Origin of the sequence: Amycolatopsis sp. SB7-3 (assembly GCF_041021335.1) — a bacterium.
GTDB classification, from domain to species: domain Bacteria; phylum Actinomycetota; class Actinomycetes; order Mycobacteriales; family Pseudonocardiaceae; genus Amycolatopsis; species Amycolatopsis japonica.
Window position 1 is genome coordinate 587,923 of record NZ_JBFPJQ010000003.1, and the last position, 15,267, is coordinate 603,189.

Annotated in this window: 19 protein-coding genes; 12 read left to right on the forward strand and 7 right to left on the reverse strand. The window is 70.9% G+C overall.

Annotated features, from left to right (window positions below; genetic code table 11):
* Positions 1 to 26 precede the first annotated feature (26 nt).
* Positions 27 to 260, reverse strand: coding sequence for a hypothetical protein (locus tag AB8M46_RS27200; RefSeq protein ID WP_037337039.1), 234 nt, complete (start codon positions 258 to 260; stop codon positions 27 to 29).
* A gap of 181 nt (positions 261 to 441) precedes the next feature.
* On the opposite strand from AB8M46_RS27200, the gene AB8M46_RS27205 reads away from it, so the two are divergent.
* From AB8M46_RS27205 to AB8M46_RS27215, 3 genes are all read left to right on the forward strand, one after another.
* Positions 442 to 1,626, forward strand: coding sequence for a sensor histidine kinase (locus AB8M46_RS27205; protein ID WP_394362086.1), 1,185 nt, complete (start codon positions 442 to 444; stop codon positions 1,624 to 1,626).
* A complete protein-coding gene (locus AB8M46_RS27210; protein ID WP_394362087.1) occupies positions 1,627 to 2,298 on the forward strand; it encodes a response regulator in 672 nt (223 codons plus the stop codon).
* 87 nt (positions 2,299 to 2,385) lie between these two features.
* A complete protein-coding gene (locus AB8M46_RS27215) occupies positions 2,386 to 2,961 on the forward strand; it encodes a dihydrofolate reductase family protein (protein WP_038514304.1) in 576 nt (191 codons plus the stop codon).
* Positions 2,962 to 3,116: 155 nt separating this feature from the next.
* Here the strand turns inward: AB8M46_RS27215 and AB8M46_RS27220 are convergent, their stop codons facing one another.
* On the reverse strand, positions 3,117 to 3,530 hold the full coding sequence (locus AB8M46_RS27220; RefSeq protein ID WP_037337051.1) for an ATP-binding protein: 414 nt from the start codon (positions 3,528 to 3,530) through the stop codon (positions 3,117 to 3,119).
* Positions 3,531 to 3,683: 153 nt separating this feature from the next.
* Here AB8M46_RS27220 and AB8M46_RS27225 point away from each other — a divergent pair, with 153 nt between their 5' ends.
* Entirely contained in the window at positions 3,684 to 4,028 is a 345-nt protein-coding gene (locus AB8M46_RS27225) for an STAS domain-containing protein (protein ID WP_360084508.1), read from the forward strand.
* A 3-nt stretch (positions 4,029 to 4,031) separates the two neighbouring features.
* Here the strand turns inward: AB8M46_RS27225 and AB8M46_RS27230 are convergent, their stop codons facing one another.
* Positions 4,032 to 4,460 (reverse strand): STAS domain-containing protein, encoded by a 429-nt coding sequence (locus AB8M46_RS27230; RefSeq protein WP_394362088.1) that lies wholly within the window; start codon positions 4,458 to 4,460, stop codon positions 4,032 to 4,034.
* Between the two features lie 219 nt (positions 4,461 to 4,679).
* Entirely contained in the window at positions 4,680 to 5,018 is a 339-nt protein-coding gene (locus AB8M46_RS27235; RefSeq protein WP_125736968.1) for a helix-turn-helix domain-containing protein, read from the reverse strand.
* 77 nt (positions 5,019 to 5,095) lie between these two features.
* Between AB8M46_RS27235 and AB8M46_RS27240 the strand changes: the two genes are divergently transcribed.
* On the forward strand, positions 5,096 to 5,644 hold the full coding sequence (locus AB8M46_RS27240) for a carboxymuconolactone decarboxylase family protein (RefSeq protein WP_394362089.1): 549 nt from the start codon (positions 5,096 to 5,098) through the stop codon (positions 5,642 to 5,644).
* Here AB8M46_RS27240 and AB8M46_RS27245 read toward each other — a convergent pair.
* A complete protein-coding gene (locus AB8M46_RS27245) occupies positions 5,641 to 5,853 on the reverse strand; it encodes a hypothetical protein (protein ID WP_037337062.1) in 213 nt (70 codons plus the stop codon). The genes AB8M46_RS27240 and AB8M46_RS27245 overlap by 4 nt on opposite strands.
* Before the next feature lie 95 nt (positions 5,854 to 5,948).
* A complete protein-coding gene (locus tag AB8M46_RS27250) occupies positions 5,949 to 6,935 on the reverse strand; it encodes a LysR family transcriptional regulator (protein ID WP_037337065.1) in 987 nt (328 codons plus the stop codon).
* Between the two features lie 90 nt (positions 6,936 to 7,025).
* Here AB8M46_RS27250 and AB8M46_RS27255 point away from each other — a divergent pair, with 90 nt between their 5' ends.
* Entirely contained in the window at positions 7,026 to 8,441 is a 1,416-nt protein-coding gene (locus tag AB8M46_RS27255) for an aminopeptidase P family protein (protein ID WP_394362090.1), read from the forward strand.
* A gap of 43 nt (positions 8,442 to 8,484) precedes the next feature.
* On the opposite strand, the gene AB8M46_RS27260 is transcribed toward AB8M46_RS27255, so the two are convergent.
* On the reverse strand, positions 8,485 to 9,618 hold the full coding sequence (locus tag AB8M46_RS27260) for a metalloprotease (protein ID WP_394362091.1): 1,134 nt from the start codon (positions 9,616 to 9,618) through the stop codon (positions 8,485 to 8,487).
* Between the two features lie 225 nt (positions 9,619 to 9,843).
* Here AB8M46_RS27260 and AB8M46_RS27265 point away from each other — a divergent pair, with 225 nt between their 5' ends.
* From AB8M46_RS27265 to AB8M46_RS27290, 6 genes are all read left to right on the forward strand, one after another.
* Positions 9,844 to 10,443 carry a helix-turn-helix transcriptional regulator gene (locus AB8M46_RS27265; RefSeq protein WP_037337072.1) on the forward strand — a complete coding sequence of 200 codons (600 nt, stop codon included), beginning with the start codon at positions 9,844 to 9,846 and terminating at the stop codon, positions 10,441 to 10,443.
* Between the two features lie 78 nt (positions 10,444 to 10,521).
* A complete protein-coding gene (locus AB8M46_RS27270) occupies positions 10,522 to 11,694 on the forward strand; it encodes an NAD(P)/FAD-dependent oxidoreductase (protein WP_394362092.1) in 1,173 nt (390 codons plus the stop codon).
* A complete protein-coding gene (locus AB8M46_RS27275; protein WP_051972534.1) occupies positions 11,691 to 11,999 on the forward strand; it encodes a (2Fe-2S)-binding protein in 309 nt (102 codons plus the stop codon). Before AB8M46_RS27270 ends, AB8M46_RS27275 begins: the two co-directional genes overlap by 4 nt.
* Positions 11,996 to 13,357, forward strand: a complete 1,362-nt coding sequence (locus AB8M46_RS27280; RefSeq protein WP_394362093.1) for an NAD(P)/FAD-dependent oxidoreductase — start codon at positions 11,996 to 11,998, stop codon at positions 13,355 to 13,357. The genes AB8M46_RS27275 and AB8M46_RS27280 overlap by 4 nt, the downstream gene beginning before the upstream one ends.
* Positions 13,354 to 14,265, forward strand: a complete 912-nt coding sequence (locus AB8M46_RS27285) for a dihydrodipicolinate synthase family protein (RefSeq protein ID WP_394362094.1) — start codon at positions 13,354 to 13,356, stop codon at positions 14,263 to 14,265. Before AB8M46_RS27280 ends, AB8M46_RS27285 begins: the two co-directional genes overlap by 4 nt.
* Positions 14,266 to 15,267, forward strand: coding sequence for a proline racemase family protein (locus tag AB8M46_RS27290; protein ID WP_037337085.1), 1,002 nt, complete (start codon positions 14,266 to 14,268; stop codon positions 15,265 to 15,267).

Genomic DNA, 15,267 nt, shown 5'->3' on the forward strand with positions numbered 1-15,267 from the left:
GGGGATACTAGCGGAACGGCGCCGGCCTAGCGGTCCGCTCGCTTGGCGCGATCATGCGCCCAGCCCGCCAGCACCGTTCCGGTGGCCGCGAGCAGCAGGAACACGATCAACCTGCCGCCCCACTCACCGGGTACCCAGTCGAACGCGCCCCACAACTGGGTCGCGGAATGATCGAAAAGGCTGCGGATGGCGGCCTGCGCGAAGACGGCGACGGCCACCATCCCGAAGATCTGCAGCCCCAGATAGCCGCCCTTGGTCATGCTTCCCACCTCCTGGTTCCACGGTCGGAACCCAGCATCGCCCGCGCGGAACCCGGCGCGCATCGGCGGCGCGTCGCACGTCGTGTCAGACCAAAGTCGATCCCCGTCGCGACCGAGGTCGGGGCCGGAATCGTCCCGTGTCCGGCTGCGCCGCCGCGGGCCGGTCGACCATGATGGGCCGGTGATCACCGACGCCGGCGCCCAGCCGCCCCTCCGGCCGTGGGGAGAGGCCTGGCGTCTGCTCGCCGCGGCGGCGCTGGGTGTGCTGCTCTGGGTCATCACGGCGGCGCAACTGCCGGTGGGCGCGTCGGGGCCGAGGGTCGAGTGGATGATCACCGGCGATCCGCTGATCGCGCTCGTCTGCCTGATCGCGCTGCTGTGGCGCCGCCGTTTCCCGGTGGTGATCGCCATCGCGGTCATCCTCGCTTCGACTGCGTCGGTGCTGGCCAGTGGCGCGTCGCTGCTGGCGCTCTGTTCGCTGGCCACCCGGCGGCGACCGGCCGAAACGGCGGTCGCGGCGGTGTTGTCCGTGGTCACGGCGATCCTGGTCGTCGACCTGTACCCGGCGCGCGAGACGCCGGGGCCGCTGTGGCTGCTGATCAGCCTCCCGACCTTGCTGGTGGGCATCGTGGTGGCCGTGGGTGCCGCGATCGGGGCGCGCCGGGAGGAGGTGCGCTCCCTGCGGGAACGGGTCGAGAGCGCGGAACGGGAGCAGGCCGCGCGGGCGGCCGAGGCCCGGATCGTGGAACGCCACCGGATCGCCCGCGAGATGCACGACGTCCTCGCGCACCGCGTCTCGCTGGTCGCGATGCAGGCCGGGGTGCTGGGGCACCGCCCGGATCTGCCCGCCGAGCAGGTCGCGGAACTGGCGCGCGGCATCGCCGACGGCTCCCATCAGGCACTGGAGGAACTGCGGGACGTCCTCGGCGTGCTGCGGGCGGACCCGGACGAACTGGAACCGCCGCAACCCTCGCTCGCCGACCTTCCCTCGCTCGTCGCGGACGCGCGGGCGCTGGGGCTGGCCGTCACGATGCGGCTCGCGACCGAGGGCGAACCGCCCGACGCGATCGCGAGGACCGTCTACCGGATCGTGCAGGAAGGGCTGACCAACGCGGGTAAACACGCGCCCGGCGCCGACGTGGTCGTCACCGTCGAAGGAAGGGCGGGCGACGGGCTGCGCGCGACGATCCGGGATTCCGGTGCGGCGCGGGCGATCGCGGGCCCGCCCGCGTCGGGATTCGGCCTGCTGGGTCTCGCCGAACGGGTCGGGCTGGCAGGCGGCGAACTGGACCACCACGCGGAACCCGGCGGTGGATTCGTGCTCGCCGCGCGGTTGCCGTGGCCGGTCCGCGAAGGGAGCGAATGAATGGACGACGAGCGGGTGCGGGTCGTACTGGTCGACGACGAGCATCTGGTGCGGATGGCGCTGCGGCTCATCGTCGACGGCGAACCGGACCTCATCGTGGTCGGTGAGGCGGCCGACGGCGACGCCGCGGTCGGCGTGGTGGGGGAGCAGCGGCCCGACGTCGTCCTGATGGACGTCCGGATGCCCGGCCGCGACGGGCTGAGCGCGACCGAGGAGATCCTCGGCCTCCCGGAGCCGCCGCGGGTGCTGGTGCTCACCACGTTCGACTCGGACGAGATGGTGCTGGGCGCGCTGCGCGTCGGCGCGCTCGGATTCCTGCTCAAGGACACCCCGCCGCCGCGGATCCTCGCGGCCATCCGCACGGTCGCGACCGGCGAACCCGCGCTCTCACCCGCCGCCACGGCCCGGCTGATCACCGCGGCCACCGGACCGCATTCGTCCGACGCGCGCCGGGCGTCGCGGGAAACCGCCCGCGGGCTGCTGGCCACGCTGACCGATCGCGAACGCGAGACGGCGGACGCCATCGCCGAGGGGCTGTCCAACACCGACGTCGCGCGAAAGCTGGACATCACCGTCGCGACGGTGAAGGCGCACACGAGCAGCATGCTCGCCAAGCTCGGCGTCGAAAACCGGGTCCAGATCGCCCTGCTGGTCCGCGACGCCGAAGGGTGAGAAATTCTTTTCGCCACGATGTCGAATCCGTCGTTCCCCGGTCGACGCAGTGTCGAAAGCACTTCCGAACCACCAAGGAGAAACCAGATGCGCACCCTGATCGCCACCGCGTTCGTCTCGCTCGACGGCGTCGTCGAAGGCCCCGGCGGAGAGCCCGGCTACCGCAACTCCGGCTGGACCTTCAACGGCATCGAGTTCGACGAAGCGGCCTACGAGCTCAAGGGGCGTGAGCAGGGCGAGGCCACGGCGATGATGATGGGCCGGGTCAGCTACCAGGCGTTTTCGCCGGTGTGGCCCGGTATGACCGAGGAATTCGCCGAGTACAACGCGATGCCGAAGTACGTCGTGTCGACCACGCTGCGGGACGAGGACCTTGTCGACAACTGGGGCGAGACCACGATCCTGCGCTCGCTCGACGACGTCGCGAAGCTCAAGGAGACCGAGGGTGGGCCGATCATCGTCCACGGCAGCGCGGAACTCGACCGGAACCTCGCCGACGCCGGCCTGATCGACCGCTACCACCTGCTGCTGTTCCCGGTCCTGCTCGGCGCGGGCAAGAAGCTGTTCAGCGACACCGACAAGGACAAGCAGAACCTCAAGCTCGTCGAGAGCGAGTCCTACGGCAACGGGATCCAGAAGCTGGTCTACGACGTCATCCGATGATCGGACCCTGACCGGGCGCCGGCCACGATCACGTCATTCGCGTGATTGGGCACGTGACTCGCGTGATTGGACACGTACCGCCTCCGATCACGCGTGATCCGTCTCCAGTCACGCGAGTCCCGTGTCCGAGCACGCCCGGAGGAGGCCGAAGCCGGTCAGAGGGCGGGGCAGGGCCAGGCGAGCCGGACGATGGTCCCGGTGGGCGTGCTCGTCACCGACGCCTCGGGCGCGAAGGCGCGGATGATCGGCAACCCGCGTCCGCCGTCCGGGCGGCGGCCGTCGCGCCAGCGGCCTTCGTCGGCGACGCTGATCTTGAGCATGCCGTCGTCGTGGGCGGCGGTCACCGTCATGACGTTGCCCTCGGTGCCGTCCGGGTAGGCGTGCTTGACGACGTTCGTCATCGCTTCGTAGGCGGTGAGTTTGAGATCCTCGGCCAGTTCCCGGGGAAGCCCCCGGTCGAGGGCCCATTTCGCCAGGACGTCCCGCAACGCGGCGGCCTGGGCGGGGACGGCGGCGACCTCGAGGACCAGCTCGTCGGTGTGCTTGCGCACCGGCTCGTCGATCGGCATCACGAAGCTTCTCCTCGTCGTCCGCCGCGGTCCACGACCGCCGGATCCATCGACAAGGCTAAGGCACCGCCCGGATCGGGACACGTGAGCCGCGCGAGCGGGGGCCGTCATCCGATATGTTCGGGGCAGTCGGGTACCGATCGTGAGGGGTGGATGACGGTGACGAGCGGAGACGGCGAACACCGGGAGGTTCCGTTTTCGGTGTCCGTCGCCAGGCCCGATGGCGCCGAGGTCGTCATCGCGGTGGCGGGCGAGATCGATCTGACGACCTCCGAAGACCTCAAGGAGACCTTCGAGGAAGCGCTGGAGCCCGTGCCGGGCAAGCTGGTCGTCGACCTCGAAGGTGTGGAATTCTGCGATTCCACCGGCTTGGCGACCCTGGTCGGGATCAACGAGCGGTGCAGCACCCAAGGTGTGGTGCTGAGTTTCCTTCCGTCGCCCACGATCCGGCGGCTGGCTTCGAAGACGGGGCTGTCCACACTCCTGCCGCTCGCCTGATCCTCACTGGTTCGACACCTCGAGGATCGCGTGGTCGAGGCGCCGGTACACGGGGATCTGGGTCTCGGAGCCGAACAGGTGCAGCAGGCGCAGTACCGGCCGGGCGTCGGCGACGACGCCGGTCGTGCGGCGTTCGGCGCGGGCGCGGACCGCGGCCGATTCGATGACCCGCAACCCGGCGACGCCGAGGAAGCCGACCTCGCTCAGATCGAGCACGGTGGCGGCGGGCAAGCGGCCACGCAGGGCCTGTTCCAGCCGTCCCGCGGTGGCGAGGTCGATCTCCCCGGCCGCGGCGATGACCAGCAGGTCGTCGTTCCACCGGATCCGCTGGATTCGCAAGAGATTCTCGGCCGACGGACGGGGCAGCGGAACGGCGGGGTGGAGCGCGGGGCCGTCGCGGTTGCTCCGCGTGAAAGGAATGCGTTCGGTCATGATGGTGTCTCCCGGATAGCCGGGGACGAGACGGACAACGGGTAAGCCTGCACAGCTGCTGCGCAAGTGAACTCGCCTCCGCGTCGCCCTGTGAAGGAGCTGGGCCGCGGACATGCGGGTCGTTCGCGCGGGCTGCTGGACTCAACCTCACGTACTGCTCACCGTACGCCGCTCACCTGTCCTGGCAAGGCCGCGTGCGGTGAACGGTGGGTGACCTCGTCACTCACGCAGCGCCTTTTCCCAGGCGAGGCCCCATTTCTCCAGCGGGTGCAACGCGTCGAGAAGCTGTTCCCCCAATGGTGTCAGGCGGTAACCCTCGCCACCGGTTTCGACGATGCGGGCTTCGGTGAGCTCGCCCAGCCTGGTGGCGAGCACGCTCGACGACATGTGCTCGCAGCGCCGCCGGAGTTCCCGGAAGCCGACGTCGCCCTCGCGCAGTTCCCAGATCACCCGCAGGGTCCATCTGCGCCCCAGCAGGTCGAGCGCGGCCATGAGCGGCCTGCCGGTTTCGGAGCCGCGGACCGGCCGCCCGGGCCGCGGGATCGGATGGTCGGGCATGGCACCCCCTTGTGCTTCGACTTTCGAAGCAGCATAGTGGTTCTGAAATCGAAGCACCGGAGGTGGTCATGGCCCGGATGGCGCCACTCGCCCCGCCCTACGAGGCGGACGTCGAACAAGCCCTGCGCAAATGGATGCCGCCCGGCGTGACGGAGGAGCCGCTGGCGCTGTTCCGGTTGCTGCAGCGTCATCCGGAGCTGGCGTCGCGGATGCGCGTCCTGGGGGCCGGTCTGCTCGCGCACGGCAAATTACCCGCGCTGGACCGGGAAATCGTCATCGCGCGGGTAACCGCCCGCTGCGGATGCCGCTACGAATGGGGTGTCCACGCCGCGGTTTTCGCGCCGATGGTCGGCTTGACGCCGGAACAGCTCGAAGCCACCGTAACCGGCGACTCCGGGCATCCCGCTTGGTCGGAGCGGCACCGCGCCCTGATCGCCGCCGTCGACGAACTCCACGACACCGCAACGGTTTCCGACGCCACCTGGGCCGCGCTCGCCGAGCACTATCCGGCCTCGCAGCTCCTGGAGTTCCTCGTGCTGGCGGGCTGGTACCGGACCATCGCGTACGTCGCAGGCGGGGTCGGCCTCGACGAGGAGCCGTGGGCCGCGCCATATCCCGGTGGCTAGGGCCGGTGAGAGTCGATTTCCCTTGTGTCGTCCCGTTCTCGTTTCGGTGCCTTCCAGGCGGCGAGGACGCACAGGAGCGCCGCCACGAAGCCGACCGCGGTGAGTGTCCCGGCCCAGACGGCGCCGGTGCTGGCGAGAAGGTAGAGCTGGACCACGGCGGTACACGTGTAGACGACCGCCAATCCCAGCCACAGCCGTTGCGTCATCATCTCCCGTCTCCGTTCGCCCGGTACGGGAGGTCAATCGCGGCGAGGCGGGATCGGGTTACAGGCTGTTCGAAACCGGTGGTTTCACACCGGTCCCGTCAAGAACCGGCCGCCCGGAAGAAGTCCACCAGCCCGTCCCACGACTGGGAATCCCGCCGTCGCTCCCACCACGTCCGGAACGGCGTCGACGCCATCGCGTGCCGCGTGTACGACGTCATCACCGCACGGTAGACGTTCTCCGCCTGATCCCACGTCAGCCGTTCCTTGCGCCACGCCAGCACGAGCCGCATCCGCATCGGGTCGCCCTTCAACGGCCGGACGACCATGCCGGGAAGTTCGGGCGCGGTGGGTTCCACGAGCTGCACCGCCTGCCCGGCGGCGATCAGATGGCGTCCGCCACCGTTCGGGCATTCGAAGCGGATCCGCGGCGTGAACCCCGCGCGATGTGTCGCGGCGCGCAACGACGTCAGCGAGCCGTCCTCGGGACCGGGCGGCCCGATCCACGCCTCGTCCGCGAGGTCGGCCAGGTCGACCTCGAAACCGCCGGCGAGCCGGTGCCGTGCCGGTATGCCGACGAAGACGGGCAGCCACGAGAACAGCACCCGGTGCCCGAGATGCTTCGCCAGCGGCACTTCCTGGTCGTCGGACATGGCGATGACGGCGATGTCCAGTGTCGCCCGGGCGAGCGCCTGCGCCAGCACCGCGCTGGAGGGTTCCACGTGGACGGTGACGTCCAGCCCCGGCAGCGCATCGTCCAGCCGCTCGACGAAGGTGGGCAGACAGTCCATTTGGGACGATCCGAGCCGCACCGGGCCGTCGCCGAGCGCGCCGAGGAGATCGCTCTCGAACCGGTCGAACTCCACGAGCAGGGTCAGCGCGCGGCGCAACGTCTGCTCGCCGACCGGGGTCGGCGTCACGCCGGTGTGGCTGCGGACGAACAACGGCGCGCCGATCTGCCGTTCGAGCCGCTGGAGCAGCGAGGTCAGCGAGGGCTGGGACATGCCCAGCGCGGCGGCCGCCTGCGAGAGGCTGCCCGCTTCGGCGATGGCGCAGATCGCCCGCAGGTGCCGGATCTCCAGGGCCATAGGCGGAGTCTATCGCCGCCGGTCATTACGGCCGGGTCCGTCGCGGTGCGAGGGTGCGGCCAGGACCATGACTACCTGAAAGGGGTGCCGATGACCGGCGACCGAACCCGGCCGGATCTGCGCGCGCTGCTGGCCGCCAAAGGGTTCCGGAACTGGATCAGCGACGGCTGGGAGCCCGCGGACGACGTGGTGGAGGTGCCGCCGGGCACCGCCGAGGCGGCCGCCGCCCATCGTGGCAGGCTGTCGGCGGAACTGCCCGGTCAGCGCATCGCGCTCGCGGCGGGCCGGGCCGTGGTGCGGTCCAACGACACCTTCCACGGCTTCCGCGCCGACAGCGATTTCGTGTGGCTCACCGGTTGCCAGCGCGAGGGCGCGATCCTGGTGATGACCCCGGCGGGGGACAGCCACCACGCCACCTTGTACGTCCCGCGTCCCGCCGAGGCGCACGAGCCGGACTTCGTCGGTGACGCCGACACCAGTCCGCTGTGGGTCGGCTCCGCCGCCGGACCGGCCGCGTACGGGGACGCGCTCGGCATCGAATGCCGCCCGCTGGAGGATCTCCCGCACGGTTTGCGCGGGCGGAACCCGAGCTTCCTGGTCGGTGCCGGGGTCGATCCCGCGCTCGACGCGTACCGCTTCGGCCACAGCGAGCGGCTCCGGACGGTCCTCGCCGAATTGCGCCGGATCAAGGACGACTGGGAGATCGGCCAGCTTCGTGACGCCGTCGACGCGACCGCCCTCGGCTTCGCGGACGTGCTGGCCGCGCTCCCGGAGGCGGTTCGCGGCGGCGGGGAACGCTGGCTGCAGGGCACCTTCGACCGCCGTGCGCGCACCGAAGGCACCGGCCCCGGCTACACCTCCATCGTGGCGGCCGGACCGCACGCCCCGATCCTGCACTGGACGCGCTGCGACGGGCGGGTGACCGAGGACAGCCTGCTGCTGCTCGACGCCGGCGTCGAGGTGGATTCCCTGTACACGGCCGACATCACCCGGACCTTCCCGGTCGGCGGGGAGTTCACGAAGGCCCAGCGCGACGTCTACGACCTGGTGCACAAGGCGCACGTCGCGGCGCTGGGCGAGGTCCGTCCCGGCCAGGACTACGGCGCGTTCCAGGCGACGGCGCTGCGCGTGCTCGCGGAGGGTTTGCACGATTGGGGACTCCTCCCGGTGTCGGTGGACGAAGCGCTGTCGCCGGACGGGCAGCAGCACCGGCGGTACATCGTCTGCGGTACCGGTCATTTCCTCGGGCTGGACGTCCACGACTGCGCCGCCGCGCATCCCTCCACCTACCGCGAGGGCACGCTCGCCGAGGGGATGGCGCTGGCGGTCGAGCCGGGTCTGTACTTCCACGCCGGTGACCGCACCGTGCCACCCGAGCTGCGCGGCCTCGGCGTCCGCATCGAGGACGACGTCGTGGTCACCGGAGCGGGATACGACCTGCTCTCCGGCGGTTTCCCTTCGACCGCCGACGAGATCACCGCCTGGGTCCAGGCAGCCAGGAGGTGAGACCCGGAGGGCCGGATCGCGGTCCGGCCCTCCGGCGTCCGCGTCAGTACGAGATGGTGTGGCCGGCGAGGATCCGCTCGGCGGCACCGGTCGTGGACAGGCCCGCGGCCGGCCGGTCCTCGGTGAAGTACTCGCGGAAGTCCTGGCTGAAGTCGCGGGTCATCAGCGCGATCGTGCGGTTCCAGTTCCCGCCGTCCGGTCCGTCCGCCGCCCACAGGTCGAGCAGCGACGAGCCGACGCGCCCCTGCACGGTGTCGCCGTCGTCCCAGCCGGGGGTCGAGGCGTCGTTCTCGAAGCTGTACGAGCTGCCGTTGTCGTAGACGTAGCGGTAGTCGCCGAGGGCGTAGGCGGCGACGGCGTCGGCGAAGCCTTCGGTCCACGCGCACGATTCCGAGCTGTGCTTCTCGATGTAGTGCGGGTTGCAGCCGGTGACGACGGGGAAGTCGCGGCCGTAGAGCTGCCACTGCAGCCAGTGCCCGGCCTCGTGGAGGATGAGGTGCTTCGAGTCGGGCATGGTGTTGCCGAGGAAGACGTAGTTCGTGTTCGGGTAGTCCCAGTAGCCGCCGTCGGCGACCTTCGGATCCCAGACGAAGGTGATCTGGTCGCAGCGGCCGTCGGACTGCCGGGCCGTCCAGCACGAGGACGACGGGTTGGCGCGCTTCCAGTACAAGACGTTGAGCGTGTCCACGACCTTCCACGCGCGCTGGAGCGTCGAGGGCACCTTCACGGTGCCGAGGTCCTGGGTGCCGGAGACGTTCGTGCGGCGCGCCGAGTCGAACGTGTAGTCGGTGGTGTTGTTCGCGGCCTTGACGACGCGCCACATCGCCGTGCTGCTCGACCGGAAGCGCACGTACGCCTCAGTCAGGGACGCCGTGTGGCAGGCGGTGAAGCGGCCGTCGGAGGCGCCGGTGATCCCGGCGGCGAGCCGGGTCGCCGTGCCGGAACCGGTGCGGCCCCACAGTTCCCAGTTCGCGTTCCGGGCGACCTGGGTGCGCAGCGGCTTGCTGGTCCCGGCCTCCGCGTCGAGATGGTCGAAGACGAGCGTGCCGGTGAGACAGGCGTTCGCGGCGGCGGTCGCCGGCGGCGCGACGGCGGCCGCGGTCAGCCCGAGGGTGGTGATGAGCACCGCGCCGAACGCCCGAAGTCGTCGGCCTGCGGATCTGCGGATCAGCTGCACGGGAATCTCCTCGCTGGCAGGAACGACGGTGCGCCCGTGACCCTGTGTCGACGGTGACACACCGGTTGGTGAAGGAGTTTCATCGCGGCCCGCGCCGCCCACCATCGCGCCGCCCCATCGGCCGCGGCTATGCCCTCCCCGTCGCGGGGCGTGTCATGATGTCCGCGAACTCGATCGGCAAAGCGAACGAGCTCGTACGGTTTGACGAACGACAGGGGAGAAGCGGTGGAGGACGAGACGCCCTCGATCCGGGACATGCTGGCGGTCAACCTGCGCGCGGCCAGGGCGGCGAGGGGGATTTCGCTGTCGGAGCTCGCCCGGCGGTCGGGAATCGGCAAGGCGACGCTGTCCCAGCTGGAGTCCGGTGGCGGCAATCCGACCATCGAGACCGTGTTCAGCCTGTCCAGGGTGCTGGAGGTGGCGATCTCCGACCTGCTCGACCATCGGGCGGGCGGTGCGCTCACCGTGGTGCGCGGCGCCGACGTCGAGGTGCTCAGCGGCGAGGGAGTGGATCTCCGGCCGCTGCGGCGGATCGAGACCGGTGACGGCGTCTTCGAGGTGTACGACCAGGTGGTGCGCGGGGACGCGCCGCAACGTTCGCAGGGGCACGTCGGGGTCGAGCACACCATCGTGCAGACCGGATCGCTGCTGGTCGAGGTCGCGGGCCGCAGCGTCGAGGTCGGCCCGGGGGATTACGTCGCCTTCGACGCCCGCGAGCCGCATTGCTACACCGCTTCGGCGGGGCCGGTGCACTCGGTCCTGCTGCTGCAGTACCGCGCCGACGAACGGCTCGACGGCAGGCCGCATCCGGTGCTGAAGGGCTGACCGCGCCCGAGGTATTGACACCCGTCCTGGGTGGAACCTACTCTCCGATCGTTCGCTTTACCGAACGCTGGAGGGTCGATGAACCGAACGCGTGTGGTCGTCCTCGGCGCGGGGATCGTCGGCGCGGCGTGTGCCCGTGAGCTGACCCTGGCCGGGTTCGACGTCGTGGTCGTGGATCGCGGCCGTCCCGCCGGAGGGACCACGTCGCACGGCGAGGGCAACATCCTGGTCTCCGACAAGGGACCTGGCGCGGAACTCGAACTCGCGAAGCTTTCGACCGCGTTGTGGCCCCGGGTGGTCGCCGAGATTGCCGATGAGGACGCGCGCGCCGCTACGTCGATCGAGTACGACCCCAAGGGTGGCATCGTCGTCGCCACCACGGACGACGGAGCCGTCGCGCTCGCCGCGTTCGCCGCCTCGCAAAACGGGGTCCGCGCGGAACCGTTGTCCCACAAGGAACTTGCCGAGGCCGAACCCGCGCTGACCCGCGACGTGACCGCCGCGTTCCACTACCCGGAGGACGCGCAGGTCCAGCCTGCGGGTGCGGCATTGGCCCTGCTGGGCTCGGCTCTACGCCATGGCGCCCAGTCGCGCTTCGACACCGAGGTCGTCGGTGCGACCGTCCACAACGGACGGATCACCGGTGTCCGTGTGCCCGGCGAGGTGATCGAGGCCGACGTCGTCGTGAACGCCGCGGGTCCGTGGGCCGGCCAGGTGTCGGCGCGCCTCGGTGCCCCGATCGCCGTCCGCCCTCGCCGTGGCGAGGTACTGGTGACCACGCCGATGCCGGGTGTGGTGCGGCACAAGGTCTACGACGCCGATTACGTCGGGGCGGTCGGCGCCGACTCTGGTGAGTTGCAGACGTCCGCCGTCGTCGAGTCGACCTGGGGCGGCACCGTGCTGATCGGTTCTTCACGCCGCCGGGTGGAGTTCGACGACACGATCCGCCCGGAGGTGCTGAGTGCCATCGCGGTCAAGGCGCTGCGGCTGTTCCCGTCGCTCGCCGACGTCGCGATCATGCGCGCGTACGGCGGATTCCGGCCGTACGTCGACGATCACCTCCCCGTACTCGGCGAGGATCCGCGGCTCGGGAACCTCTGGCACGCCACCGGGCACGAGGGCGCCGGGATCGGGCTGAGTGTCGGCACCGCGCGGTTGCTGCGCGAACTGCTCACCGGGACCGAGCCCGCGATGCCGGTCGGTGAGTTCACCGTGGACCGTTCCGCGGTACTGGCGGAGGTGGCGGCATGAGCGGATGGCTGCTGCCGCGCGATCGCGATCCGGTGGGCCGCACCGACCGGCCGATCCGGATCACCGTCGACGGCGAACCCGTGACCGGGATCGAGGGCCAGAGCGTGGCGGGGATGCTGCTCGCCGCGGGACGGACCTCCTGGCGCACCACGCGTTCCGGGGCTCCGCGCGGGGTGTTCTGCGGGATCGGCGCGTGTTTCGACTGCCTGCTCACGGTGAACGACGTGCCCGACGTCCGCGCGTGCCGCCGTCCGGCCGCCGACGGCGACGAAGTCCGCACCCAGTCACGGGAGGAGACGGCGTGAACGTGGTGATCGTCGGCGCCGGGCCCGCCGGGCTCGCGGCGGCCGAGCACGCGCTGCGGGCCGGTGCCCGGGTCACGGTGCTGGATCAGGCGGAGACCCCCGGCGGCCAATACCACCGGATGCTTCCCGAGGTCTATGCGGCGAAGCGTCCGGACCGGATCCAGCACGGCCGGGCGGACTTCGACCGGCGCCGCCGGATCCTCACGCATCCGCGATGCCGGTGGTGGCCCGGCTCCACCGTCTGGGCGTTCGACCGGGCGGAGAGGCGGGTGCACGTCCTGCGGGGACCGTCCGACGGCTCCGGACGGGAGCGGCTGACCCTCGTCCCGGACTCGCTGATCCTGGCGACCGGCGCGCACGACCGCACCTTGCCGTTCCCCGGCTGGGAACTGCCCGGCGTGTACACCGCGGGCGCGGCCCAGGCGCTGGCGAAAGGGGAGCGGGTCGCGATCGGCGGACGGGTCCTCGTCGCCGGTGCCGGGCCGTTCCTGTTGCCGGTCGCGGAATCCTTGCTGGGAGTCGGGGCCGAGGTGCTCGCGGTGCTGGAGGCGAATCCGGCCTCGACCGTCCGAAAAGGATGGTCGTCCCGGCCGTGGCGCCTGGCCGCGCACGCCGGGAAGGCGGGTGAACTGGCGCGTTACGCCGCGACACTGGCCAGGCACCGGGTCCCGTACCTGATGGGCCGGACGGTGATCGAGGCCCGCGGCGCCGACTGCGTCCGCGAGGTCGTGACCGCGAAAGTGCGCGCGGACTGGTCCGTCGTGCCCGGTACCGAACGCGTCTACGAGGTCGACGCGGTCTGCGTGGGTCACGGTTTCAGCCCGCAGCCGGAACTGGCCGTCGCCGCGGGCTGCGTCCTGGACGACGGGTTCGTCCGGGTCGACGCCGCCCAACAGACCACAGTGGACGGTGTGTTCGCCGCTGGTGAGATCACCGGAATCGGCGGTGCGATCACCGCCGCGGCGGAAGGCGCGGTCGCCGGCCGCGCCGCCGCCGGAGGAACGCTGGACGCGGCACTGCTCCGCGCCCGCGATCGGGCCCGCGCCTTCGCCGAACGTCTCGCCGCCGCCCACCCGATCGGCCCGGCCTGGCGAAGCTGGCTGCACGAAGACACGATCGTCTGCCGTTGCGAGGAAACCACGTACGGCGAACTGACGCGTGCGACCGAGGACGCGTCCTGTCCCGGACCGCACGCGCTGAAACTCGGCACCCGTGCCGGTCTCGGCCCGTGCCAAGGCCGGATCTGCGGCCCGACCGTGGCCGAACTCTGCGGTGGCGCCGAACGGCACCACCGCCCGATCGTCCAGCCGATCCGGCTGGGCGAACTCGCCGCCCGAACCGAAGGAGAATCTGAATGAGCACCCCCGACCTCGGTGGCGTCGTCGTCGCGACCGCCCTCCCGTACCGGGACGACGCGTCAGCGCCCGCCGGGCTGGCCGCGGACTACGACGCCTACGCCGCGCACTGCCGGTGGCTGGTCGACAACGGCTGCCGGGGCGTCGGCCCGAACGGCTCCCTCGGCGAGTACTCGTCGCTGACCGACGAGGAACGCCGCCGCGTCGCCCGCACCGCGATCGAAACCGTGGGGAACGACGGGATCGTCGTCGTCGGCGTGCACGGCCCCGGATCGCACCAGGCCAAGTACTGGGCCGAAGTGGCCGCCGAGGACGGCGCCGACGGCCTGCTGTGCCTGCCGCCCACGATGTACCGGGCGAACCGCGGCGAGGTGCTCGCGCATTTCGAGGCGGTGGCGTCGGTCGGCCTGCCGGTGATGGTCTACAACAACCCGATCGACACGAAGGTCGACCTCACGCCCGCGCTGCTCGCGGAGATCGCGCAGATCGACAACGTGGTCGCGGTCAAGGAGTTCTCCGGCGACGTCCGCCGGGTGCTGGAGATCCGCGAGCAGGCACCGGGCCTGGATGTGATCAGCGGTGCCGACGACGTCGTCCTGGAGAGCCTGCTGATGGGCGCGACGGGCTGGTTCGCCGGGTTCCCCAACGTGTTCCCCGCCGAGTCGGTGCGCCTGTTCGACCTGGCGCGGTCCGGCAAGCTCGACGAGGCCAGGGCGCTCTACGAGCCGCTGGTGGCCGCGTTCCGCTGGGACTCGCGTACCGAGTTCGTCCAGGCGATCAAACTCGGGATGGACCTCGTCGGCCGGTACGGCGGGCCGTGCCGGCCGCCGCGGGGCGCGCTGACCGAGGAGCACCGCGAGCAGGTCACCGCCGACATGCGCCGCGCGCTCGCCTCGCTGGGGGTGGCGTAGGTGCGGTCGATCCGGTCGATCACCGCCGTCGACTCGCATACCGAGGGCATGCCGACCCGGGTGGTGACCGGCGGGGTCGGCGTCATCCCCGGCGACACGATGGCCGAACGCCGCCGGTACTTCATGGCACACCTGGACCATCTGCGGCAGTTCCTGATGAACGAGCCGCGCGGTCATTCGGCGATGAGCGGCGCGATCCTGCAGCCGCCGACCAGGCCGGACGCCGACTGGGGTGTGGTGTACATCGAGGTGTCCGGCTGCCTGCCGATGTGCGGGCACGGCACCATCGGCGTCGCCACCGTGCTGGTGGAGACCGGCATGGTCGAGGTGACCGAACCGAAGACCGTGGTCCGGCTGGACACCCCGGCCGGGCTCGTGCACGCCGAGGTCGAGGTCCGGGACGGCCGCGCGGTCCGCGTCAAACTGCGCAACGTCGCCTCGTTCCTCGCCGAGCGGGACGCCGTCGTCGACGTGCCGGGGCTGGGCGAGGTGCGTTACGACCTGGCCTACGGCGGCAACTTCTACGCCATCCTCGAACTGTCCCAAGTGGACATTCCGTTCGACAGAGCGGAGAAGGACCGGATCCTCGCCGCGGGGCTGGACATCATGGCGGCCATCAACGACCAGCGGCCGCCGGAACATCCGGCCGATCCGCTGATCGGCGGCTGCAAACACGTCCAGTTCCTCGCCCCGGGCTCCGACGCTAAGGCGTCACGGAACGCGATGGCGATCCATCCCGGCTGGTTCGACCGATCACCTTGCGGCACCGGTACGTCGGCCAGGATGGCGCAGCTCCACGCCCGAGGCGAACTCCCGTTGCACACGCCGTTCGAGAACAGTTCGTTCATCGGCACCACGTTCACCGGCGAGCTGGTCGCCGAGACCACGGTCGGCGGCGTCCCCGCGGTGGTACCGGAGTTCTCCGGCCGGGCCTGGATCACCGGCAACGCCACCTATCTGCTGGACCCGGACGACCCGTTCCCCGCGGGGTTCGTCCTCTAG